Raw genomic sequence first — 23,631 nt, 5'->3', positions numbered from 1 at the left:
CGCACGTGCCCACGGCGCCCCGGCCACTGACATGAGCTGCCAGGCAGACTGCCGTCCGGCGATGCGGCCGATCTTCGACGCTTGGTCGCCCCTGCCGGGGCGCTCAGGAGCGGTGATCGCCCAGCTTGGCTATGGCCGGACCGGTCACGGAGGCCGACGCCCGCAGGGCGGTCCTTCGAGGCCCCCGAAGGTGAATGCCGATGCCCGGACCTTCAACTCCGATCCGGAGACCGTGGCGGGCCGATGGAGGCTGTTTCCCGGAACTCCATGGGCCAGATGGTGCGGATGCGCGGAGCGGCAGTCCGATCCTTGGCGGCGATGCTGGCGATCGCGTTCGCGACATGCTGGCCAAGTTCGTCCAACGCGAGGGCAAAGCAGGTCGGCGCGGGCGACAGGTAGCGGCAGTGGGGATTGTCCCGGAAGCCGATGACCGACATGTCCCGACCGATCCGCAGTCCCGCTTGCAGAAACTCCGAGTACAGGCCGGTCGTCATCGGCTCGGAGCAGCACATGATGGCCGTGGGCCTTTCCGGCCGGGTCAGCAGATCCCGCGCCACCATGACTCCGCCGCCTTCGCTGGGCTCGGCCCGAAGGATCAGGTCGGGTGGGCCGTCGATGCCATGTTCGGCAAGCGCGCGGACGGCGGCGTCGGCATAAAGAAAGGCCAGGTTCGCATCGCCGGTGGGGGTCACCACCGCGATCCGCCGATGACCGAGGGCCACCAGGCGATCGACCGAAGTGCGCGCCACTCGTTCGAAATCCAGGTCGATCCAGGAGTAGTCCCCAGGCGTCTCGGAGCGTCCCAGCGTCAGGAACGGCACCTTCGAGCCGAGCAGGAGTTCGATCCTGGGGTCGTTGCGGCGCGTCGCTGTCAGCACGATGGCATCGACCATCCCCCGACGGATCATCCGCCGAAAGGAGTCGAGGGGATCGGCCGCGTGCCGGGTGGGCAGCAGAACCAGATCGTAATCCTGTTCGGTCAGGACCTCCTGCATGGCATCGAGCAGGGCGAAGAAGAAGTTGTCCCCACCCAAAGCGGACGGACTTCCGGTTTCGATCACCACCCCGATTGCGCCGGTCGAACCCCGGCGCAGCGATCGGCCCGAGGCGTTGGCGAAGTAGCCGATCTCGTCCGCCATCTGCAGGACACGGGCCCGCGTCTCGGCGTTGACACCGGGGCGGTCGTTCAGCGCGCGGGACACCGTTCCAATGGAGATGTCGAGCCGGCTGGCCAGTTGTCGAATGCCGGTCATGAGCCCCTTCTGTCGCGCGGCGGACAGGACAGCCCTGCCGTAAACGTTTCCGAAATAGATGTTGACAGATCGGCCGGTCGCCTTCTAGCCTCGTAAACGTTTACGGCCGGGCTGCAAACATGCTGGTCCGGGCTTCTGGGGAGGAGCTTCCGTCGATGCTGCGCGCCGTGATGGTGGGCTGCGGAGCCATGTCCAATGGCTGGCTCCGGGCGATACGTGACACCGAGACGCTGTCCCGGACCGTGGAGATGGTCGGGTTCGTGGACCTCGATCCGGGCCTGGCCCGGACCCGCGCGGACGAGTACGGCTGGACCCAGGCGCAGGCCGGCCGTGATCTCGGGGCGATGCTGGCCGAGCTGAGGCCTGACCTCGTCTTCGACATCGTGGTGCCCCCGGCGCGGCGCGGCGTGGTCGAGACCGCCCTGAACCACGGCTGCCACGTCCTGTCCGAAAAGCCGATGGCGACCTCGCTGGCCGAGGCCGAGCGGCTGATCGACCTGGCCCAGGCGGCGGGGCGGCTGCACGGGATCGTCCAGAACCGGCGTTGGCTGCCCGGCATCCGCCGTGCCCGAAGCCTCCTTGCCTCCGGTGCTCTGGGCGATCTCACGGCCGTGCATTGCGACTTCTTCATTGGGGCCCATTTTGGCGGCTTCCGCGACGCGATGGAGCATGTGCTCCTGCTCGACATGGCGATCCACACATTCGACGCGGCCCGCTACCTGACGGGGCTCGATGCGACCGGGGTCTACTGCCGGGAGGTGAACCCCAAGGGCTCTTGGTACGCGCACGGAGCCACGGCCGACGCCCTGTTCGACCTGACCAGCGGTGCGACCATGACCTACCGGGGCTCGTGGTGCGCCGAGGGCCTCCGCACGGCCTGGGAGGCCTCCTGGCGCGTGATCGGCACGCGGGGCACCCTGCTCTGGGACGGGAACGAGGGCTTCCGGGCCGAGCGTGTCGCCGAGAACGAAGGCTTCCTGCGCGCCGTGGAGGAGGTGGAGGTGCCTCCGCTATCCGAGGCCCTGACCGAAGGGCACGCCGGCGTCATCCACGATTTCGTGGAGGCCGTCCGTCTGGGTCGCAAGCCACTGACCCCCGGCACCGATAACATCCGCAGTCTGGCCATGGTGCTGGGCGCCATCGAGAGCGCCGAGACCAGCCGGCGCGTCGCCATCGAAACGCTGAAGGAGGCCGCATGACGGACCCGCTCAAGACCATCCGCATCGGCACCATGATCCAGGCCACGGGCGGTCAGGCTGCCACCCGGATCGCCGAGATCGCCGACATGGGCTTCGAAAGCTTCGAGCCCTTCTTCTGGCAGACCACGCGGGGGCAGGACCTGGCCGAGCTGGGCAAGCGCTGCCGCGACGCCATCGGCGACCGGGACATCACCATCTCGACCCTGGGAATGTTCGGCAACCCGCTCGAGGATCAGCCCATGGACCGCGAGACGCTCCAGGGCTGGAAGGACTGCATCGACAACGCCCACCACTTCGGCGCGACCTGCGTGGCGGGCTTCACCGGCCGCGTCCGGGGCAAGTCGCTGCCCGACAGCCTGCCGCGCTACCGCGAGGTCTGGTCCGACCTGGCCCGGCGCGCCGCCGACAAGGGCGTCCGCATCGCCTTCGAGAACTGCGCGATGGACGGCAACTGGCAGACGGGGGACTGGAACATCGCCCACAACCCCGACGCCTGGGATCTGATGTTCAACGAAACCCCGGACGAGAACCTGGGCCTTGAATGGGAGCCCTGCCACCAGCTCGTGTACCTCATCGATCCCCTGCCGCAGATCCGGAAGTGGGCGTCCAAGATCTTCCACGTCCACGGCAAGGACGCGACCGTCCGGTGGCATGTCATCCGCGAGCACGGGATCTTTGGCCGCGAGCCCTTCGTGTTCATGCGCACGCCGGGGTTCGGCGACAGCAACTGGACCGACGTGATCAGCGAGCTGCGGCTCGCGGGTTACCAGGGCTCGATCGACATCGAGGGCTGGCACGATCCCGTCTACCGGGACGAGCTGGAGATGACCGGCCAGATGGCGGCGCTCCGGCATCTCAAGCAGGCGCGGGGAGGGGCGGTCCATGTGAACGCCAGCGGCGCCTACGAGGGGGGCGATCCGGCCATCGCGGCCCAGTGAACGACCCCTTGGCCGGCGACCAAGACCGGCGGCGGGGACAGACCAAGCATCAGTGGAGGAGACTGAACCCATGACCATCAAGGCGATGCTGGCCGGCTCGGCCGTCATCCTGGCGACCCCGGCCCTGGCGCAGGAGCAGGTGACGCTGGACCTGTGGACCATCGACGACCCGGGCGAGTACCACTACGTCATGGCCGAGGAATACATGGCCGCGAACCCGAACGTGACGATCAACGTCCGGACGGTGCAGTTCGAGGACATGGTGAACGACCTCGCCCGGTCGATCGCGACGGGGGACGCTCCGGACATCACCTACATCGACAACCCCGAAGTGGCGCTCTTCGCCTCCAGGGGCATGCTCCTGGACCTCACGCCCTACATCGAGGCGTCCGAGGTGGTGAAGGTCGAGGACATCTATCCCGGCCCGCTGGCCTCGGTCACCTATGAGGGCGGCATCTACGGCCTGCCCCGCGGCGCCAATACCATCGCCCTCTACTACAACGCCGACAAGTTCCGCGAAGCCGGCCTGAACCCCGACGACCCGCCCGCGACCTGGGACGAGCTCTACGAGACCGCCAAGGCCCTGACCGACCCGGAGAGCAACGTCTACGGCCTCGCCTTCTCGGCGGTCGGGACGGAGGAGGGGACCTTCCAGTTCCTGCCCTGGCTGCAGATGACCGGGGGCGACTACAACAACATCAACACCGAAGGCGCGGCCCGGGCGCTGAACCTTTGGAAGCAGTTCATCGACGAAGGCATCGCCAGCCCCGACACGCTGATCCGCAGCCAGTGGGACAGCACGGGCACCTTCAACGCGGGCAACGCCGCCATGGCGATCTCGGGCCCGTGGGAGATCCCGCGCATGAGCGAGGAAGCCCAGTTCGAATGGCGCGTGGCGCTGCTGCCCGTTCCGGAGGACGGGGCCGAGCGGGCCTCGGCGCTGGGCGAGGGGGACAACGTCATCCTGGCCAACACCGACACCCCCGATGAGGCCTTTGCCTTCCTTGAGTTCCTGTACGGCGACATGGACCGGGTCTGGAACGACTTCGGCTACCTGCCGGCCAGCGCCGTCGAAGTGACCGATCCCAAGTACCCCGAGGCCTATGCGGTCTTCGAGGAGTCGATGAAGTACGCCCGCAACCGCGGCCCCGAGTCGGACTGGCCCCAGGTCTCGGGCGCGATCCAGACGGCGATCCAGTCCACGCTGACCGGGCAGGCCACCGCCGAGGAGGCCCTGGCCGAGGCCCAGGCCGAAATCGACGACGTGCTGGGGAACTGACCCCATGCCCTCGCGCGCAGTCCCGGGCGGCCCCGAGGCGCCGCCGTCCCGGGGCGGCCGCCGGACGCGGTCCTCTCCCACCGCGTCCGGTTCCCCTGCTGCCCCCGGACATGCCATGACCTCCTCCAGATCGAGCTTCCGGGACGGGCGCGGCTTCGACCGGCTCCTGGTCGGCCTGACGCTCGGCTTCCTGCTCGTCTTTTCGGCCTTTCCTCTGGTCTACAACCTGATCATGTCCTTCCAGGAGGTGGACCTGTTCACCCTGGGCAGCTTCGACCGGCCTTGGGTGGGTCTGGAGAACTATGCCGACGTCACCGGACACCGCGTGTTCGGGCTCATCGCGACCAACACCGCCATCTTCGTGGCGGTCTCCGTCGCCGCGCAGCTGGTGATCGGCTTCGCGCTCGCGCTGTTCTTCCAGCAGTCGTTCCCCGGAGCGACCTGGCTGCGGGGGCTGTTCCTGGCGGGCTGGATCATGCCGGGCCTCGTGGTCGGCGCGGTGTGGAGCTTTATCCTGTCGGGCGACTTCGGCGTGCTGAACTGGGGGCTGATGACGCTGGGGATCACCGACGGGCGGGTCTTCTGGCTGTCGAGCCCGGACACCGCGCTTTATGCCGTCATTATCGCGAATGTCTGGCTGGGCGTGCCCTTCAACATGATCCTGCTGTCGGTGGGCCTCTCGGCGATCCCCGAGGACGTCTACGAGGCGGCCGAGCTCGATGGCGCGGGGCGCGTCCGGCGGTTCCTGACGATCACGCTGCCGCTGATGCGGGCGCAGATCGGCGCGGTGCTGTCGCTGGGCATCATCTTCACGCTCCAGCAGTTCGACCTGTTCGCGGCGCTCACGCAAGGGGGCCCGGCGAACGGCTCCAACGTGCTCCAGTACTGGTCCTGGGAGCTGAGCTTCACCGACTACCGCATCGGGCAGGGATCGGCCGTGTCGGTGCTGATGATCCTTCTCGTGGTGCTGGTCGCCGTCGTCTATGTCCGATCCACGAGGCACGAGCATGTTGCGTGACGACCGCTTTGCCCGGGCCGGGCTTCTGGCCATCGCGCTGGTGCTGGTGGGGCTCTACCTCTTCCCGCTCTACTGGATGTACGTCACGGCCCTGAAGACGGGGACCGAGATCTCGGCCTGGCCGCCGCGCTTCTGGCCCGAAACCCCGGACGTGGCGGTGGTCGAGGTCTGGGAACGGCTCCGCATGGGCACCTTCCTTTGGAACTCCCTGATCATCGCGCTGGGAACCACGGCGGTCGTCGTCCTGCTGGGCACCGGCTGCGGCTATGCGCTGGCGCGGGTCCGCGGCCTGTGGATGGACGTGGCGCTATTCCTGATCCTGATGATGCAGGTCCTGCCGTCGAGCCTGATGATCACGCCCATCTTCGTGGCCTTCAGCCAGTTCGGCCTGCTCGAATATCCCCGCCTGTCCGTGATCCTCGCTCAGGTGGCCAAGCTCCTGCCCTTCTACGTCGTGCTGGTCCGCGCCACCTTCCTCCAGGTCCCGCGCGAGCTGGAGGAGGCGGCGCTGGTGGACGGCAACTCGCGCCTCGGCGCCTTCCTCAAGATCAACGTGCCCCTGGCGCGCAACGGTATCCTTGTGGCGGCGGTGCTCATCATGCTCCAGGCGCTCGGGGAGTACGTCTACTCGCGCAGCCTGATCCAGGAGCGCGCCTTCCAGCCCGCGACCGTGGGGCTCCAGAGCTTCATGGGGCCGAACACCTCGGACTGGCAGGGGGTGATGACCTACGCGGCGATCTACGTGACGCCGATCCTGCTCTTCTTCGTGCTGCTCCAGCGGCAGATCGTCAGCGGGCTGACATCGGGGGCCCTCAAATGACCTACCAGATCGAGATCGAAGGCGTGGACAAGCACTATGGGGCGTATCACGCGCTCCGCGACGTGGATGTCCGCATCCCCACCGGGCAGTTCGTGGCCCTTGTCGGGCCGTCAGGCTGCGGCAAGTCCACGCTCCTGCGGACCATCGCGGGGCTGGAGACCATCAGCGAGGGACGCATCCGCATCGCGGGGCGCGACGTTTCCTCGGTCCCCCCACGCGAACGCGACATCGCGATGGTGTTCCAGTCCTACGCGCTCTACCCGCACATGACCGTGGCCGGGAACCTGATGTATTCGCTGCGGCTCAAGGGCATGTCGCGGGCCCAGGCGCGGGCGCGCGCCGAGGAGATCGCCGCCATCACCGGCCTGTCCGACCTCATGCACCGCTACCCGCGCGAGTTGTCGGGCGGCCAGCGCCAGCGGGTCGCCATGGGGCGCGCCATCGTGCGCTCCCCCGCGGCCTTCCTGTTCGACGAGCCGCTGTCCAACCTCGACGCCGCGCTCCGGGTCCATATGCGCTCCGAGATCCGCAAGCTGCACAACCGGATCGGCGCGACCTCGGTCTATGTGACCCACGACCAGATCGAGGCCATGACCATGGCCGACCATGTCGTCGTCATGCGCGCGGGCCGGATCGAGCAGCAGGGCGCGCCGCTGGAACTTTACGATCGGCCCGTGAACCGCTTCGTGGCGGGCTTCATCGGCTCGCCCGCGATGAATTTTGTCGAAGGACTGGTGACGGAGGACGGGCGGCATGTCCGACTGGCCCTGCCTGGCGAGCCTGCGTTGGCGTTTACCGGTCGGCGTCCTCCAGGGGAGGTGGTCGTGGTGGGGCTGCGCCCCGAGCACCTGACGCCTGTCGGTGGTGACCAAGCGGGCGGAAACCGGCTGGAGCTGCCCGTGGCCTTGGTCGAGAGGACCGGCTCGGCCAGCTATGTGGTGAGCGACACGGAACCCTCGATCCTGATCGCCGCGACGGAACGGCTGGCCGGGCTCAGGGACGGCATGTTCGCGGTCGCCATCGATCCGGCCTGCGTCCACCTGTTCCATTCCGACACGGGCCTCGCGCTTGATCGTATGGGGTGACGCTCTCGGCCCAGGCAGAACCGGGGCCGACCTCGTGATCTTCACATAGACGCGGAGCGCTGGACGACCGGGGATTGCGTGGGTCGTGGCGGTTGGCCCTTCCCATGGAACTGCGGTTCGCTCGCCGGGGTTCGCAGCAGGACCCGCCATGCAAGCCCCCGGAGCCCGTCATGACACTGGATGCGCCGCCCTCGCCGGACCCGTTCGACGCTTCCCTGGAATCACCGGCCCCGGACGAGGCCGACACCGGCTCCGCCCTGAACGCGTCCCTCCGACGGATCCAAGAGACGACGTTCACCGACTACGGCCATGCCGTGCGCAGCGTTCATGCCAAGAGCCACGGCTTGATCGAGGGTGACCTGCGCGTGCTCGACGACCTGCCCGAGGAACTGGCGCAGGGAATGTTCACCCGGCCGGGCACCTATCCGGTGGTTCTGCGCCTTTCGACCAATCCCGGCGACATGCTCGATGACAGCGTGTCGGCTCCACGGGGGCTGGCGATCAAGGTCATCGGAGTCGAAGGCGAACGCTTGCCCGGCTCCGAAGGCCACCGCATCCAGGACTTCGTGATGGCGAACGCTCCTGCCTTTGCCGCGCCCGACCCCAAGGCCTTCGCGTCGAACCTTTCGCTTCTGGCGGCCACGACGGATACGGGGCAGGCATGGAAGAAGGCCTTCTCCGCCACTCTGCGTGGCGCAGAGGCAGCGGTCGAGGCCATGGGCGGCAAGAGCCCGCTCCTGACGAACATGGGCGGCCAGCCGACTACCCATCCCCTGGGCGAAACATTCTACAGCCAGACGCCGTACCGCCATGGTCGCTATGTGGCCAAGCTGTCGCTGGCGCCGGTTTCGCGCGACCTCGCGTCTCTGAGTGGCCGACCGGTCGAGGTTCGCGGCCGTCCGAACGGCCTGCGCGAGGCGGTGGTCGCGTTCCTGCAAGAGCATGACGCCGAATGGGAACTCCGCGTCCAGCTTCGCACCGATCCCGGAGCGATGCCCATCGAGGATGCCTCGGTTCCATGGTCCGAGGAAAGCAGCCCCTACGTCGCCGTGGCCCGGATCACCGCGCCGCGGCAGCCCGCCTGGAGCGAGGAACGGGCGCGGCAGGTTGATGACGCCCTGGCGTTCAGCCCTTGGCACGGGCTGGTCGCGCACCAGCCGCTCGGGGGGATCAACCGGGTGCGCAAGGCGGCCTATCAGGAGGCGGCGGCGTTCCGGGGACAGCGAAATCGCTGCCCCATCGCCGAGCCCTCGCTGGACCTGCGCCTCGCCCAAGCGCCGGCCACGGTCTACGGGACGGCTCCGGGCCGTGAGGGCCGCCGTCCCGGCACCCCGGACGCGCGGGTCGGACGGATCGGGCAGCCCATGAACGAAACCATGCGCCACGTGGTTGCCGGGGCGGCCGGGGGCCTTGCGGCGGGGGTTCTCCTGTCGGGGGTCATCGCGGGCATGGGAGCGGCGCAAGGGCAGGCTTCGGAACTGGTGACGCTCGGGCGTCGGACGCTGCACCGGGACCAAGGTCCGGACCAGCCCGGCACCGCAACCGAGGAGGCGCTTGCCCATGGCGGTCATCTGGCGCTGTCCGCTCTCGCCGGTGCGGGATATGGAGCGGTCCACCGAGGCGGAGGCTCGTCCCTCGGCGCCGGATTGGCTTTCGGGCTCGGGTTCTGGGCCATCGCCTATGGCGTCGTCGGGCCGAGCCTGGGCATGACGCCCAAGCCCTGGCGCGATGCGCCGTCGAGCCTGGCCCAGCACGCCCTCCTGCATGGCGCCTTCGGAGTCGCCACAGCCGTTGCGGCCGATCGCATCGCGGCGCGGTTGTGATCGAAGCATCCGGAAGGCCGCGGACCCGGGTCGTCAGGTCGCGAACTCGGCTGGCGCGCTTGCGACCTGTCAAGCGTTGGGTATCGAAGACCTCATCCCCGGTACTCCTCGACCGAAGGAATGGCAGCCTGTGGTGCTCCGCAGGGCGCCGATGCCGCACCGTCCCGATATGCTCGACTGGGCGACCGGCTGGGCGGGGCGATCGGGCGTGAACCGGTCCCGGCTTGCGTGAGTTGAAGTAGTGCCTTGCGGGTCTCGTTTGTGATGGGCGAGGCTGCCGGACTGCCCAAGGGGAGCGCAATGCCCGAGAGATCCCGGTTCGATGGTGCCGCATCCTCGCTGCGGGGAGAACGCGTTCTGGTGGTCGAGGACGAATACATGCTGGCCCAGGACCTTCGCGCGGACCTGGAACGCCGGGGCGCGGCGGTGGTGGGACCGGTGTCCACAGTGGCCGAAGCCCTGGACCTGCTGGGACGCGGCCCGGCTCCGTCCATGGCCATCCTCGACATCAACCTGCAAGGCGAGATGAGCTACCCTGTGGCCGAAGTCCTGCGCGCCAGCGGCATCCCCTTCCTGTTCGCCACGGGCTACGAGCCCTGGGCCATTCCGGACGACTACGCGGACGTGCCCCGAGCCGAGAAGCCCATCGAGTTGGGGCAGGCCCTGCAGATGCTGGGGAGATGACCTGAGCCGGACTCCCTCGGCCCTCCCCAAGCTGCTCCTGGTCGAACTGGATCAGGCGCAGCCCTGCCCGCAGGGAACTGGCTAGGCGGGTGCCGGCACGGTGCTGCTCCATCGTGAAGGCGCTGTTCGCTGGCCCGAACGGCTCACGGCCCGACTTGACCGGCCGCCGGAGCGCCCCACTCCGGAGAACGGCTGGTCAGACTGTGAGCGCGACCGTGATCGACGACCGCGAAGCGGGGCTGCCGATCCGGGCGGGGGGTTGGATGTCCCGGGCCAGGTGATCGTCAGCACCCCGATAAAATCGACGGCGGCCCGAGCAGCATCGGTGTGTCTTGGCCGCAGGGCAAGCGGGCTCGGAGCGTCAGGCACAGTCCTGAAGTTCATGCAACGGCCCTTGGCGAGCGTCACGTCCGAATTCGCAGGCCCGCCAGCCGTAAGTAGTTGGAGTGTGGCGAAAGCGTGGTAAACCTTGCCAGGGCTCTGCCAATGGTTGAGCGACGTCAGGGGCAGTCACGTGTACCGGAAGTTTTCAGGGTCTTGGCTTTCCAGCCGTCCGATCTCCATGCGCAGTGCGGCGGCCCTGGCTCTGGGCGCCGTGGGGATGCTGGGAACCGTCCTCGCGACCGGCGTCGTCACCCAGGCGGCGAGCCGGAGGCTCGAGGCCCAGATCGGGGGAGAGGTCGCGGCCGCCGCCGGCTTCATGGCGGGGGAACTCGATCGCGGAATGTTCGCGCGATGGCGCGATGTCCAGGTGCTGGCCTCCCTCGATCAGGTCCGCCAGCCCGACGCTGACCAGGCCGACCGTCAGGCAGCCTTGGATGCCCTGAAGACCACGCTCCGCGATTACGCCTGGATCGGGATCGCCGACACGGAGGGACGGGTGGTCGCGGCGACGGACGGACTTCTCGTGGGAGAGGATGTCCGAAGCCGCCCTTGGTTCCACGCAGGCCTCCAAGGTCCCACCGTCCAGGATGTGCACGAAGCCAAGCTTCTGGAACGCTACCTGGGCGACGGGGGCGAGCCACTTCGGTTCGTGGACGTGGCAACGCCGCTCCGGGCTGAGGATGGCACGGTGACGGGCGTCCTGGCGGCCCATCTCTACTGGGACTGGGCGGCCGAGGTGGAACGCTCTCTCAGGAGCATGCTCCCCGTGGACGCGGAAGGCGCCGACATCTCGATCGTTTCACGTGAGGGGCAGGTGTTGCTGGGGCCCCCACCTGTCGCGGAGGACACCCCTGTGGACCTGCAGGGCGTGGCCGGACCGCGACAGTGGCGGCTCGACGAGATGCCGGACGGCGAGCGCTTCGTGGGGATCGCGTCGACGCAAGGGTATCAGGATTACCCCGGCCTTGGCTGGACCGTCCTTGTCGCGAGGGACGCGGCCTCGGCGCTGGCGCCGGTTACCCAACTGCGTCGCGAGGTGCTTGGATGGGGTTTGGGCCTCACGGCCTTCATGGCGGCCCTGGCTTGGCTTGCGGCTGGCCTGCTCACCCGCCCCTTGGCCCGACTCGCCAAGGAGGTTGCGGTCCTCACCGACGGCAGCCCCCCGAGGCTTTCGGCTGATGACCCTCGCGAGGTGCGCGATCTGCGGCAGGCCCTGTTCGACGCCGTCACCGCCTCGCGCCGGTCGCGGGCGCTCATCGACAACCTTCTCGAGCACGCGCCCGCAGCGATCTACGCGCATGACCGGGACGGACGCTACCGCGTTCTCAACGAGGTCACCGAGCAGCTGATCGGCCGCGGGCGTCAAGAGGTGCTGGGCCGTCGCCTGAGCGAGCTCTGGCCTTCGGAGGCCGCGGATCAGGTCGAGGCCGAGAACGCCGCCATCCTGGAGTCGGGCCAATCCGCCGAGTTCGAGGAGTGGGTGGCCACGTCGGCGGGACGGCGTCTGTTCCATACGGTCAAGTTCCCCCTCCACGATGCCGGAGCCGAGGGGGACCTGCTCTGCGGCCTGTCCTTCGACATCACCGACCGCGCCCAGGCCGAGCAGCACCACCGCGAGAGCGAAGAGCGCTTTCGCGGCCTGGTCGAAGCATCGAGCGAAGTGGTCTGGACGATGAACGCCGAGGGGTTGGTCGTCGAGGACTCCCCTTCGTGGCGGAGCTTCACGGGCCAAACGCTCGAGGACTGGTTGGGCGGGGACTGGCTGGCGGTCATTCACCCGGACGATCGCGAGCGGACTGCCGCGCTATGGAAGGCCAGCCTGACCGATAGGGTCGTCTACGACAATCAGTACCGCCTGCGCCTCCATGACGGAGTCTGGCGATGGGTCCACGCCCGCGCCGTTCCGCTCCTGGACGGGGAAGGTCGGGTCAAGTGCTGGATCGGCATGAACGCCGATATCACGGAGCGTAAGACCGCCGAGGTTCGGCTGCGCCAGCAGGCCGACCGGCTGGCCTATCTGGCCGGTCTCGCCTCCCACCTTGTCCTGGACAAGGACTGGGCGAATTCGACCGAGTGGCTGGGCGAGGTTTTCGCAGGACTGGCACAGACGTCGAATGTCGAGCTGTTCCTGAACTTCCTGGTCGGCCCCGAACCCGGCACGATGCATCTCGCCTCGAGCCAGGGCCTCGATGGCGCCACGCAGGAACGCTTTGCCACGCTTCGGTTCGGTGAGGGGCTGTGCGGCACCGTCGCTCGGACGCGGACACCGCTGGTCATCGAGGATGTTCCAGCCGGGTCCCGTCCCGATGCGACCGGGATCCAGGCGCTGGGGGCCATGGCCTATGCCGGCTTTCCCGTGCTTGCGGGCGATGAACTCATTGGAACCATCGCCCTCATCTCCACGTCTCGGCCCCGCTTCGGAGACGACGAGATCGAACTCATGCAGACGGTCTGCGACCTGGTCGCGGCGGCGATCGCCCGAGGGCGGCTCGAGACCGAACTGGCGCGTGCCAATGCAGAGTTGGAAGACCGCGTGGCCGCCCGGACCGCCGAGTTGCAGGACGCGAACAGCCAGTTGGCCGAGACCAGCGCGCGGTTCCGGGGCATCTTCGACTCGTCGCTTCAACTCATGGCCCTTCTCGACGGCCAGGGGCGGGTGCTCGAATTCAACCGCAGCGCGCTCGACCGGCATCAGGCCACGCGCGAGCAGGTCGTCGGGCAGCTGTTCTGGGACACGTTCCCGCCCGACGAGGAACTGCGGACCAGGGTGCGGGCCCTCATCGACGGAGCGGTTCAGGGCCGGATCATGCGGGTGGAACTGACGACCGCCCTCGAGCCCGGAGGCCGCATCACCACGGATCTGTCGGTGACACCCATCCGCGACGCCGCCGGCCGGATCATCCAACTCATCGCAGAGGCGCGCGACATCACCGAATTCAAGGCGGCGCAGGCCCAGATCCACGAGATGCAGAAGATGGAAACGGTGGGTCAGCTTACGGGTGGGGTCGCGCACGACTTCAACAACCTTCTCACGCCCATCGTGGGGGGCCTCGATATCCTCAAGCGCCGCCTGTCTGGAGACGAGCGCAACCTCAGGCTCATCGACGGCGCCCTTCAGGCAGCCGAGCGGGCGACCGTCCTCGTTTCACGTCTGCTGACCTTTGCCCGTCGTCAGACCCTCGAGGTACGCCCTGTCAGCATCGGCTCCCTTGTGCATGGCATGGCCGACCTGATCACCCGGTCCATCGGGTCGAACATCCAGGTCGCGCTCGATATCCCCTTGGCCCTGCCTCCGGCCAGGGCCGACGCGGCGCAGATGGAACTCGCCCTCCTGAACCTGTGCGTGAACGCCCGGGACGCCATGCCGGACGGAGGAACTCTTTCCATCGCGGTGGACGAGCAGGAGACGAAGGCGGGACAGGTGCCAGGGCTCGGGGCCGGCCGTTATGTGCATCTTGTGGTGTCGGACACGGGAACCGGCATGGACGCCGAGACGCTCCGCCGCGCGACGGAGCCGTTCTTCACGACCAAGGGCACCGGCAAGGGCACCGGCCTTGGGCTATCGATGGTCCATGGCCTCGCGGCCCAGCTGGGCGGGGCCTTCATCCTGTCGAGCGTGCCCGGACGCGGGACACGGGCGGAGATCTGGCTGCCCGTCGCCACCGATGGCATCCAGCCCGTGGCCGCAGGGGACGGCCAGTCTCCGGCGGTTCCGCGAACCCTCTCCGCACGGATCCTCCTTGTAGACGACGAGGATCTGGTGCGCTCCGGCACCGCGAACATGCTGTCTGATCTTGGGCATGACGTCATCGAGGCGGCCACCGGCCACCAAGCGCTCGACCTGCTTCGGACCGGTCCGGGGGTGGATGCCGTGATCACCGACCACATGATGCCGGGCCTCAAAGGGGCCGACTTGGCCCGCGAGATCCAGGCGAGGCGGCCGGGTCTGCCGGTGTTGCTCATCTCGGGGTACACAAGCCTCCACGAGGCCGAGGTCCAAGGCTTGCCGCTGCTCCACAAGCCGTTCCGCCAAGCCGATCTGGCCATCCGCTTGGCCGAGATGCTGAGCCGGGCGGCCAATGTCGTCCATCTCGATGATCGGCGCTTGCGCCAGGATCAAGGGGACTGATGCGACCTGAGACTCATTCGGCATTTCTGCGACCCCGGCCCTCGGGCGGTTGTCGAGGCGTTCATCGGACGTAGGCCCTAGCCAGCGATCACAGTAGTCCGGACGACGAGGTGCGGCACTTGCCACGCGCGTCGCGGGCATCCGCCGGCGACGGATCAGGCCAGCTTGGGCTCGCGCGTCAGAAGCGACGGCCCCAGCAGGGCCCAGACGCCGCCGCAGAGCGCCGGAAGGGCGTAGGCCACGAAGCGGAAGGCCAGAAGGCTGGCCAGGAGGTCATGCGCGTCCAGACCCGGCAGGTGAAGTGCCATGGCTGCTTCGAAGGGGCCCACGCCTGCCGGCGAGCCCGAGGCCAGCCCCGCCCCAAGGCCCAGGAGGAAGGTTGGCAGGAGAACGAGGAAATCCGGGCGGACCGCCGAGGGCAGAAGGCTCCAGAACGCCAGACACAAGGCGAGGCAGTCTACGAAGATCCATGCCGCCAAGCGCATGACCGTGGAGCCGCCCGGCTTGCGCAGGCCGAACATCGTTCGGGCAGGGAGGGCGCACAGACCCGCTCCGATGAGGGCCACCGCGACAAGGGCCGCCCGCGCTTCCCCGCGCGTGCCCGTTTCTGGGCCGAACGCGACCGCGCCCAAGGCCAAAAGCGCCAACCCTGCGAAGAAGGCCAGCGTGATCCCTGCCGAGACCGCGAAGGACTGCGGCAGGGACAGGCAGGGCAGAAGGCGCTTGCGGACGATCGCGCCCACCACAGGGCCGAAGCCGACCGTCTGCGCCACCGCGGCCGCAGCCATGGCAGCACCGAAGGCGCGCCGCGGCTCGGGTCGGAGCTCAAGATGCGCCATCACCGCCCGCTCCTGGGCGGCTGCCGCGATGTAGGCTGCCAGCGTCGCCGCCAAGCTGCAAAGCCATTGTGCGGCCGAGAGATCGCGCAGGCTGTCCGACAGGTCCATGACGTTGATCTGCATGACCTGCTCGCCCCCAAGCCAGACGAGCACGGCCAGGACCGCGACAGGGATGGCAAGTCGGGCCACGAACGAAACTTGACGGCGCCGGTGGCGCGAGATCGTGAACACGAAGGAAACCCCTGGGCCGACGGACGCCCATCACACTCCCTCGTCGGCGTTGACAGGGTCTTAAGACCGACCGTCCCAAGACCGGCATCGGGGCCCGTGGTTGATGCCCCGTTTACCGGACCATCGGCTCAAGGGTCGCGCTCTCCTGGATCGCAGTTCCGATTCGCCGGAAGGCGGCCCGTGACTCGGGCGTCCAAGTGGCGGCCATGTAGATGTGGATGCCGCCCGGCACCTCGACGTAATCGATCGGATGGCCGGCCACTTCGGCGCGGTACGCAAAGCTGCGGGCATCCACGGCAAGGAGGTCGCGGGAGCCCTGGAAAAGCTGGATGGGCGGCAGACCCTGCAGGTCCGCATGCAGGGGGCTGAGGTATGGTGAGCTCGGGTCCGCGCCATTGGCCCAACGCTCGCCGTCCTGGCGCAGCGTCTCGATCCGGAGCATCGCATCCATAGGCTCGACGTCCCGGACCGCAGGGTCCGTGAGCGTCAGGTCGAGCCACGGGGAGAAAAGGATGAGGCGGCTCGGAAGCGGCTGGCCCGTGTCACGGAGCTTGAGAGCCAACCCGAGGGCCAGCCCGCCACCCGCCGAATCCCCGGCCAGGATGGGTCTGGCGTCCGGCTTTGTCCGGAGCATCTCGGCATAGGTCGCGAGCAGGAACCGGTAAGCCTCCCGATGGTCGCTTTCTGGCGCAAGCGGATAGTGGGGAACGGAAACGGCACTGCCCGTGGCCCGGATCAGCCGGTCCACGACCCACCAGTGGGGGCGGATCAGTGGTCGACTGTAGGCGCCACCATGGAGATACAGGATGTGCGAGGATGCCCGGCCGGTCCGGGGCCGGACGGTTACGACGGCTCGCCCTTGGATTTCATGGCGCGAGACGTCATAACGGGCCCGCATCCAGGGGGATGGTCCAGCCTCGGCACGCTTGGATCGCGAAGGCACCCGGTCCGACAGGCGGTGACCCCGGAGCCGCAGCACGCCTTCCGTGATCCGCATGACAAGGCTTGCCTGGTCATCGGGAGCAGGCGCGCCGTTTGGGCGCCAGAGGGTGGACGTCAGCGGAGCCACGGTGCACCTTTGGACATGGCCCCAAGGATGAGCGCATCGGGACAATCGAACAAGCATCGTTCTGCCGCCAAGGTGAACGCCGGGCTCCGTCAAGCCCAGCTCGATCCCTGCTTCGTCGCTGGCCGATATCTGTCGGCTTCGGGATGAGGGGGCTTTGTCGCACTGACGTCGGTGCAGCAGACCGGTTGCCGTCTCCGGCACAGGGATCATGCGTACGTCCCGGAGGAGCAGGGCCGGGGAATACCGTGGCCCCCGCGCTTCCCTCTCTTTCAAGGGCGCGCGGGGGCCAGGTCGCTGCCAGCGTCAGGACTCGGCTCGAGCCTGGAGGCTTTCAGGGGAAAGGACCGCGACCAGCCCTCAGTGATGCAACACTGGCAGGGCATGTGCGTTCCATCCTGGCGCTTTTTCTTCTCCCTGTTCCGACGGGCCCGAGGCGTTGGGCCTGTCGGCGTGCCCGGCTATTCGTTAGACTGCGGCGAGCGTTGGGCCGCAGGGAGTGTAGCCTTGAAGCCTTGGTCAAGGTTGCTTGAACGGGGCACCGAACACGCTCGCCGGAGCGAGCCGGGCGGCTAGGTGGCGACGGGGCGTCCGCACCCGCCCAGTGACGTCAGTCGGAGGACACCCACCATGCCGCCCCAGGTTCCGCTCAAGGGTCTTCCCGTCCCGTCAGGACGGTTCGCGCGTCTGGCCCGCCTTGGAGGTCTGGCGGCGGGGGTGGCGGGCGGGGCGCTGGCGCAGGGGGCCCGGCAACTGGCGCAGGGCGAGCGCCCGAGCCTGCCCGGCCTTGTCTTCAGCCCCGGCAACGTCCTGCGCATCACGGAACGGCTCTCCGAGATGCGCGGCGCCGCCATGAAGATGGGGCAACTTCTGTCAATGGATGCGGGCGATCTCCTGCCGCCCGAAATGGCCGAGGTCATGGGCCGGCTGCGCGCCGACGCCCGACCCATGCCGCCCCGCCAGTTGGGACAGGTCCTCGACGCCGAATGGGGGCCGGGTTGGCGGGGACGCTTCGTTGACTTCACGACGCAGCCCATGGCCGCGGCCTCCATCGGGCAGGTCCACCGCGCCCGCCTGCGGGATGGGCGCGAACTGGCCATCAAGGTTCAGTATCCCGGGGTGGCTCGCAGCATCGACAGCGACGTGGATAACGTGGCCAGCCTTCTGCGCCTGTCGGGTTTGGTGCCCGAAGGCTTTGACGTGGCACCACTTCTGGCCGAAGCGAAGCGGCAGCTGCACGAAGAGGCGGATTACCTGCGCGAAGCGGGGCATATCAACCGATTCTCGGGCCTTCTCCGTGACGATCCGGGGTTTCGCGTGCCCGATGTCGTTGCCGACCTGTCCTCCGCCCGCGTGCTGGCGATGTCCCATGAGGCGGGCGAGCCGCTGGAAGCTGTGGGGGCGGGGCTGCAGGACCTTCGCGACGGCGTTGCGTCACGCCTGCTGGAGCTTGGGATGCGCGAGATGTTCGAATGGGGCTGGATGCAGACCGACCCGAACCTTGCCAACTACCGGTGGGATGCAGGGCAGGGCCGGATCGTGCTGCTCGACTTCGGGGCGACGCGCGAAGTGCCGCCTGCAATCGTTGCCCGCTACCGGGCGATCCTGCGCGCGGCGTTCAACCGGGACCGCCCGGCTGCCCTGGCCGCCCTGGAGTCGTTTGGTGCGCTGGACGCCCGCACCCCGGCTGCGGTTCAGGCAGAAGCTCTTGCGCTGTTCGACTTGGCGTCCGGTGCGATGTTGCACGAAGGGCCGTTCGACTTTGGGCGGAGCGACCTGCTCGCGACCCTGCGCCAACGCGGAATGGCGCTGGTCCAAGATCGCGATACCTGGCGCGCGCCCCCGCCCGAGACTCTGTTCGTACAGCGCAAGCTCGGTGGGCTTTATCTGCTGGCGGCGCGTCTGCAGGCGCGTGTGGACCTGCGCAGGCTCGTCACGCCCTATCTCTGAGACGGACGCGACGGCCAGCGATCCTTGGCCGAAGCAAGGCCGAACTGCAGGAGAAGTCCGGCCCCCAGCATCCCCGAGTCGAGCAGCAGGTTCTCGCCCGTCTCGGTCTTGATGCCTTGGAACAGGAACGCCAGGATGGAACCCAGCGCAAAGACGGGCAGGGAGTAGCGCCCCAAAAGGCCCAGGGGTGCGGCCCAAGGCGACGCGCAAGCTCGCCGCACGACCGGCAGGGCCGAGACCACATAGGCCAGCGCGAGGATATGCAGCAGGCGCGGGGCGGTTTCCCAGACCTTTTGAAAGGAGGTCAGAACCCAGGGCACGCCTGCCTGGTTCAGGAGCCACAGCCCATGGTTCATCACATCCGCGACCGGAGTGATGAGCCGCCACGCCAGGGACAGGATCAGGAAGCCGGAGGCCAAGGCGACCAGCCATCCCCGGAGCGGGACGAAGCGGCGTCCTTCCTTGAGGCGGATTCCGGTGAACAGTCCCAGCACGAAAAGGATCTGCCAGGAAAAGGGTGAGAACTGCCAGCCGCGCGCCACGGGCCAGGTCGGCACGTTCAGCTGCAGTTGGCCCGACACGAACCAGAGCGCCACGGATCCCAGCAGGAGCGCCAGCGGCCAGCGCCAGGCCGCCCAAAGAAGGAACGGCGCGACCATCAGCAGCGAGCAGTAGAGCGGCAGGATGTTGGCATAGCCCAACTGGTCGAACAGCAGGGGAAGCGCCACCATGGTTTCGAGAGGGTAAAGGTAGATCGAGTCGATCCCGTTCAGGTGCAGAAGGCCGGGGATGCCCGCCCACAACGCCAGGCCCGCGGCGATGGCGAACGCCATCGCGGTCACGAGCAGGTGCACGAGGTACAGCGTCCAGACCCGGTTCCAGACCCTGGCAAGGCCGCTCCAGGCGTCGCCTCCGGGCCGGAACGCAGGGCCGTAGGCCAGACCCGCCGATACGCCGGACATCAAGACAAAGGCCTCGGCCGCGTCCGAGAACCCCCAGTTCCGCAGGGTCAGCGCCTCGTAGGCGTTGCCGGGGACGTGATCGACAAAGATCGTGACCAGGGCCGCCCCGCGCAGCACGTCCAGCCTTGGGTCGCGAGGCGTGCGCAGGCGAGTGGCTGGCTCGGTGACGACGGGCTTGGCCACGACCGGCTTGGCGGGCTGCAGATGCTCGGGTGCCATCTCAAGCATGATGCGCCCGCTTGGCCTTTGCTGTCGAGCGGAGGAATGGGAGACGATCCGGCGCGGACCAGCGCGCCCGCTCCGTTGCGGCGCGTCGGATCACGGTCGGCACGGAGAGTTCTTCGGGGGTCGTGAACAGGCGCGATCGCGCGGGCCGCGATGTCCACGTGATAATCAGGGGCGCCAGGACCATCGGCCCCGCCAAGGGCAGCAGCCAGGGGAGGAGATGCACCGCAAGGCTCCAGGCCGCCAGCAGGAGGCCCAGGCCCCACAGGGTGATCCACCACCCCGCCCGCCAGCCGTCGGCCCAGCCCAATGCGCCATCCCCCCTGGTCTGGGCGGGCCAGCCGCCATCGCGGCCCATCACCACCTGAAGAACCGAGCGGGCCTGGAACATCAGCAGCACGGGGGCCACGAAGCTGGACTGAAGGGTTTCCGCGACGACCGAGGCGAGTGCCAGGGGCCATCCGCCAAAGCGTCCCACTCGACCGCCGACCGTTGCGGCGACCAGGAGTTTGGGGAGCAGCAGAAGCACCAGCACCAGCACGGCAAGCCCGAGCGTTCCCTGGGTCTGCGAGCCCCCGGCGAGACCGAGCAGCACGAAGGAGAGCCACAGCACCGGCACGAAATAGGCGAAGATGCCCTGGGCAAAGACGAAGCGGCTCCAGGGGTGGAGCCCGGGAGCCATCAGGATGCGAAGGTGCTGAAGGTTGCCCTGGCACCATCGCCTGTCGCGCTTGGCATGGGAAAGGATGTTCTCGGGGCCTTCTTCGTAGGAGCCGCCGAGATCGGGGTCGAGCCGCACGGTCCAGCCGGCCCGGGCGAGAAGCGCGGCCTCGACGTAATCGTGGCTCAGAACATGGCCGCCGAAAGGCGGTGGTCCTGACAGTTCGGGCAGGCCGCAGCTTTCCGCGAAGGCGCGGACACGCACGGCCGCGTTGTGACCCCAGAAGGGCCCCGCCCGTCCTTGCAGCCTTGCTAATCCCCGCGCGAAGACCGGGCCGTGGAAGGCCCCCGCGAAGGCCATCATCCGCCCGAAGCGCGACTGCGCCCCGATGATCGATGGGGCTGTCTGCAAAAGGCCCAGACGGGGTTCGGCTTCCATCCGGCGCAGCATCCGCCCGATGGTATCGGCCGTCATCAGGCTGTCTGCATCCAGGATCACCGCATAATCGTAGGCCCCGCCCGAACGGCGGATGAAATCCTCGATGTTGCCGGCCTTGCGCCCGCGGTTGCTGGTGCGGCGCCGGTAAAAGAGCCGGCCCTCACCCGAGGTTTCGACCAGAAGGCGCAGGAACAGGCGCTCTTCCTGATCGGCCAGATCCTCGTTCCGGGTGTCGGACAGGACGGCGATGTCGACACGCCGCCAAAGCCCAGCTAGATGCAGGTCCGAGTCCATGGCCGCGATGCGGGCGAAGATGTCGGCGGGATTCTCGTTGTAGACGGGGATGAGCAGGACTGCCCGTCCCCGAAAATCGGCCTCGGGGCGGGGGGCGGGGCGCGACACGAGGCCCAGCACCACCAGAACCGTGCCGAAGGCGAGCCAGAAGGTTGCGACCAGCACTGCGATGGCCTGGATCAGGCTTATGGCTTCGGTTCCCTCGCCGCGCAAGAGCAGCCCAAAGGCGACGACGGCCAAGGCCGCCGCCGTTCCCAAGGTCACGGCGCGCAGGAGAGCAGTTCGGTCCATGGTCAGCGGGTGCGGGGGATCAGCAGGGTCAGCCAGCCCCGATACGCCGGGCTGGGCCGGCGTTCAAGGACTTGCGGAGGCATGGCCAGCGGAGCCTCCGGCGGAAGGAGCCGCACGACGTGCTGCGCCTCCTCCTCCAGAAGATAGGCCAGGTTGCTGTCGTCAAGCATCAGACATTCACCCACTGATAGGCCCAGGTCTCGGTCAGACGCTCGTCGAAGCCCGCGATGTGGAGCGTGATCTCCACCACGGCCTCGCGCTCGGCCGCGACATCGAGCACGACGCGCCAGTCGCTGCTTTCGGGCAGCCGCTCGAGGACCGAGGACACGACATGCCCTCCGGACACCGTCACCACGGGCTGCAGCGAAGCATCGCCGGGCAGGGACGCCAGGCGCCCGCCGCGGAAATCCACGGCAAACTTGCGCGCATTCTCCAGGGCCGCGATGCCGGCCACGCCGGCAGCGCCGGCCCGCGTCTCGACGACCATGGCCAGCGGGCCATCGAAGTCGGGCGGCAGTTCGCCCCAGCGGAGCGTGTAGGAGAACTCCCGGGCATCCCCGGCAGCGACGGCTCCTTCGGGAACCCAGAAGGCCACGATGTTGTCGTTGGCTTCCAGGGCCGAGGGAATCTCGACCAGACGAACGGCGCCCCGGCCCCAGTCGCCCTGGGGCACCACCTCTATGGAGGGGCGCAGATCGTAGCGCGCGCCGGGATCCTCATAGCTTTCGAACTCGCGCTCGCGCTGGAAAAGGCCAAAGCTGCGAAGCGACGGCTCGCCGAAGTAGGACGAGGCCAGCTTTTCCGGATTGCCAAGCGGACGCCAGACGGGGTCGCCGTTGGACCGGACGATGCGCAGGCCGTCGCTGTCATGGACATTGGGCCGGTAGTCGTCGAAGGCAGCGCGGTTCTGGCCTGCGAACAGGAACATGGAGGTGAGCGGCGCGATCCCCAGCTCTTCGACCGCGTCACGGAAGAACAGGCGGGCGGTCACGTCCATCTCGGTCACCGCGCCGGGTCGGATAGCGAAGCGGTAGGCTCCGGTCACGCTCGGCCCTTCAAGGCACGCGTGAACGATGGCGCTGTCGCCGTTGCGGGCGACATAGAACCGGGAAAAGCGCGGAAACTCCTCGGGTCCCTTGACCCAGGTGTTGAGAGCGAGGCCGCGCGCGCTGGCGCCGTAGACGTTGTCGCGTCCCAGGGCACGGAAGTAGCTCGCCCCTACGAAAGACACGACCTCGTCGAGTCGGTCGGGCCGGTTCAGCGGCCAGTTGAGCTTGAAGCCCGCCACGCCGGGCAGATCTCCGTGGGCGGGAACCTTTGCGGCCAGGTTGCCGAAATACTCGAAGTCGTCGGTGGAGAACCCCAGTTCGGTCACGTTGCCGTCGGTCACGTCGAAAAGACGCACCGGCTCGGGGAACAGCCAGCCCATGTGGAAGGCCAGAAGCCGCCAGTCGTCCGGTCCGTCCTGCCAGCGGGCCTGATCGTCGCGGAACCGGATCAGGCGGTAGCTGTCGTAATCGAGATCGCCCCACCAGGCTTGCGCCGGCTCGGCGGGGGCCCAAGGCTGGCCTGCAGCGGCGTGCATCTCCTCGGAAAGGGCGTCGAAGGAAAAGGGCTGACGCTCCTCGGCCTTTGCCGGACGCACAAGGCGTGGCAGAACTGCGGTCAGCGCCGCAAGCTGAAGAAGGTGCCGCCGCGAAGGGGTCAGTGGGGAATTCAGACGCATGGATCTCTGGTTTGTCGCAGGACGGGCGCAATCCGCCCGCGCGGATCAGTTGCTATATAATGCTGCACCTGCAAGAGGGCTGCGACGGAACACCATAGCTCGACATCGGTTCCGCCCGATCTATACAGTTGAAAGAGGCGGGAATTCGCTTGCCGCCGCTTCAGCAGTCATTCGGCGGATGCATGCCGGTTATGCACTGGAATGAACCGGATGCGGACATAGAGGCTCCGGACGACGGTGGTTCCGTGCGGCTGATTCTCTTTCCGGGCGTCGACAAAGCCTCAAGTAACAGATGCTTAACCATGCTTGGTGGCATGTCCATGCGATCGGTTAGCG

General features: G+C 68.0%; 17 protein-coding genes. 10 read left to right on the top strand and 7 right to left on the bottom strand.

Annotated elements, in window-relative coordinates; translation table 11 throughout:
- Nucleotides 1-212 precede the first annotated feature (212 nt).
- The gene (locus tag FHG66_RS02040; protein ID WP_139075028.1) at nt 213-1,253 is read right to left on the bottom strand and encodes a LacI family DNA-binding transcriptional regulator; all 1,041 of its coding nucleotides are present in this window, start codon (nt 1,251-1,253) and stop codon (nt 213-215) included.
- A gap of 155 nt (nt 1,254-1,408) precedes the next feature.
- Between FHG66_RS02040 and FHG66_RS02035 the strand changes: the two genes are divergently transcribed.
- The 9 genes from FHG66_RS02035 to FHG66_RS01995 all read left to right on the top strand — a co-directional run bounded on the left by FHG66_RS02035 (nt 1,409) and on the right by FHG66_RS01995 (nt 14,612).
- Nucleotides 1,409-2,452: a Gfo/Idh/MocA family protein gene (locus FHG66_RS02035; protein ID WP_139075027.1), complete on the top strand. Its 1,044-nt coding sequence runs from the start codon at nt 1,409-1,411 to the stop codon at nt 2,450-2,452.
- Nucleotides 2,449-3,390, top strand: a complete 942-nt coding sequence (locus FHG66_RS02030; protein WP_139075026.1) for a sugar phosphate isomerase/epimerase family protein — start codon at nt 2,449-2,451, stop codon at nt 3,388-3,390. The genes FHG66_RS02035 and FHG66_RS02030 overlap by 4 nt, the downstream gene beginning before the upstream one ends.
- Before the next feature lie 70 nt (nt 3,391-3,460).
- Nucleotides 3,461-4,669, top strand: coding sequence for an ABC transporter substrate-binding protein (locus tag FHG66_RS02025; protein ID WP_139075025.1), 1,209 nt, complete (start codon nt 3,461-3,463; stop codon nt 4,667-4,669).
- 115 nt (nt 4,670-4,784) lie between these two features.
- Nucleotides 4,785-5,687: a carbohydrate ABC transporter permease gene (locus FHG66_RS02020; RefSeq protein WP_139075024.1), complete on the top strand. Its 903-nt coding sequence runs from the start codon at nt 4,785-4,787 to the stop codon at nt 5,685-5,687.
- Nucleotides 5,677-6,507 (top strand): carbohydrate ABC transporter permease, encoded by an 831-nt coding sequence (locus tag FHG66_RS02015; protein ID WP_139075023.1) that lies wholly within the window; start codon nt 5,677-5,679, stop codon nt 6,505-6,507. The genes FHG66_RS02020 and FHG66_RS02015 overlap by 11 nt, the downstream gene beginning before the upstream one ends.
- Nucleotides 6,504-7,592, top strand: coding sequence for an ABC transporter ATP-binding protein (locus FHG66_RS02010; RefSeq protein WP_139075022.1), 1,089 nt, complete (start codon nt 6,504-6,506; stop codon nt 7,590-7,592). The genes FHG66_RS02015 and FHG66_RS02010 overlap by 4 nt, the downstream gene beginning before the upstream one ends.
- A gap of 170 nt (nt 7,593-7,762) precedes the next feature.
- A complete protein-coding gene (locus FHG66_RS02005; RefSeq protein WP_218013775.1) occupies nt 7,763-9,415 on the top strand; it encodes a catalase family protein in 1,653 nt (550 codons plus the stop codon).
- Between the two features lie 300 nt (nt 9,416-9,715).
- The gene (locus FHG66_RS02000; protein WP_139075021.1) at nt 9,716-10,099 is read left to right on the top strand and encodes a response regulator; all 384 of its coding nucleotides are present in this window, start codon (nt 9,716-9,718) and stop codon (nt 10,097-10,099) included.
- Between the two features lie 514 nt (nt 10,100-10,613).
- Complete coding sequence (locus FHG66_RS01995) at nt 10,614-14,612, top strand: PAS domain S-box protein (RefSeq protein WP_139075020.1); 3,999 nt, start codon at nt 10,614-10,616, stop codon at nt 14,610-14,612.
- A gap of 155 nt (nt 14,613-14,767) precedes the next feature.
- Here the strand turns inward: FHG66_RS01995 and FHG66_RS01990 are convergent, their stop codons facing one another.
- Both FHG66_RS01990 and FHG66_RS01985 read right to left on the bottom strand, forming a co-directional pair.
- The gene (locus tag FHG66_RS01990; protein ID WP_176556084.1) at nt 14,768-15,640 is read right to left on the bottom strand and encodes a lysylphosphatidylglycerol synthase domain-containing protein; all 873 of its coding nucleotides are present in this window, start codon (nt 15,638-15,640) and stop codon (nt 14,768-14,770) included.
- 154 nt (nt 15,641-15,794) lie between these two features.
- The gene (locus FHG66_RS01985) at nt 15,795-16,679 is read right to left on the bottom strand and encodes an alpha/beta hydrolase (protein WP_176556083.1); all 885 of its coding nucleotides are present in this window, start codon (nt 16,677-16,679) and stop codon (nt 15,795-15,797) included.
- Between the two features lie 699 nt (nt 16,680-17,378).
- Between FHG66_RS01985 and FHG66_RS01980 the strand changes: the two genes are divergently transcribed.
- Entirely contained in the window at nt 17,379-18,698 is a 1,320-nt protein-coding gene (locus tag FHG66_RS01980; RefSeq protein ID WP_139075017.1) for an ABC1 kinase family protein, read from the top strand.
- Here the strand turns inward: FHG66_RS01980 and FHG66_RS01975 are convergent.
- From FHG66_RS01975 to FHG66_RS01965, 4 genes are read right to left on the bottom strand one after another with little or no spacing between them, the layout of a single operon-like run.
- The gene (locus tag FHG66_RS01975) at nt 18,689-19,888 is read right to left on the bottom strand and encodes an OpgC family protein (RefSeq protein WP_246082429.1); all 1,200 of its coding nucleotides are present in this window, start codon (nt 19,886-19,888) and stop codon (nt 18,689-18,691) included. The genes FHG66_RS01980 and FHG66_RS01975 overlap by 10 nt on opposite strands.
- On the bottom strand, nt 19,881-21,569 hold the full coding sequence (gene mdoH / locus FHG66_RS01970; protein WP_139075016.1) for a glucans biosynthesis glucosyltransferase MdoH: 1,689 nt from the start codon (nt 21,567-21,569) through the stop codon (nt 19,881-19,883). Before mdoH ends, FHG66_RS01975 begins: the two co-directional genes overlap by 8 nt.
- A gap of 2 nt (nt 21,570-21,571) precedes the next feature.
- Entirely contained in the window at nt 21,572-21,739 is a 168-nt protein-coding gene (locus FHG66_RS21445; protein WP_176556082.1) for a hypothetical protein, read from the bottom strand.
- Nucleotides 21,739-23,295 (bottom strand): OpgD/OpgG family glucan biosynthesis protein, encoded by a 1,557-nt coding sequence (locus FHG66_RS01965; protein ID WP_139075015.1) that lies wholly within the window; start codon nt 23,293-23,295, stop codon nt 21,739-21,741. The genes FHG66_RS21445 and FHG66_RS01965 overlap by 1 nt, the downstream gene beginning before the upstream one ends.
- Nucleotides 23,296-23,631: the final 336 nt, after the last annotated feature.

This window comes from Rubellimicrobium rubrum (genome assembly GCF_006152115.1).
GTDB classification, from domain to species: Bacteria; Pseudomonadota; Alphaproteobacteria; order Rhodobacterales; family Rhodobacteraceae; genus Rubellimicrobium; species Rubellimicrobium rubrum.
The sequence above is the reverse complement of the archived record's forward strand: the minus strand, read 5'-3'. Positions and strand labels throughout refer to the sequence as shown.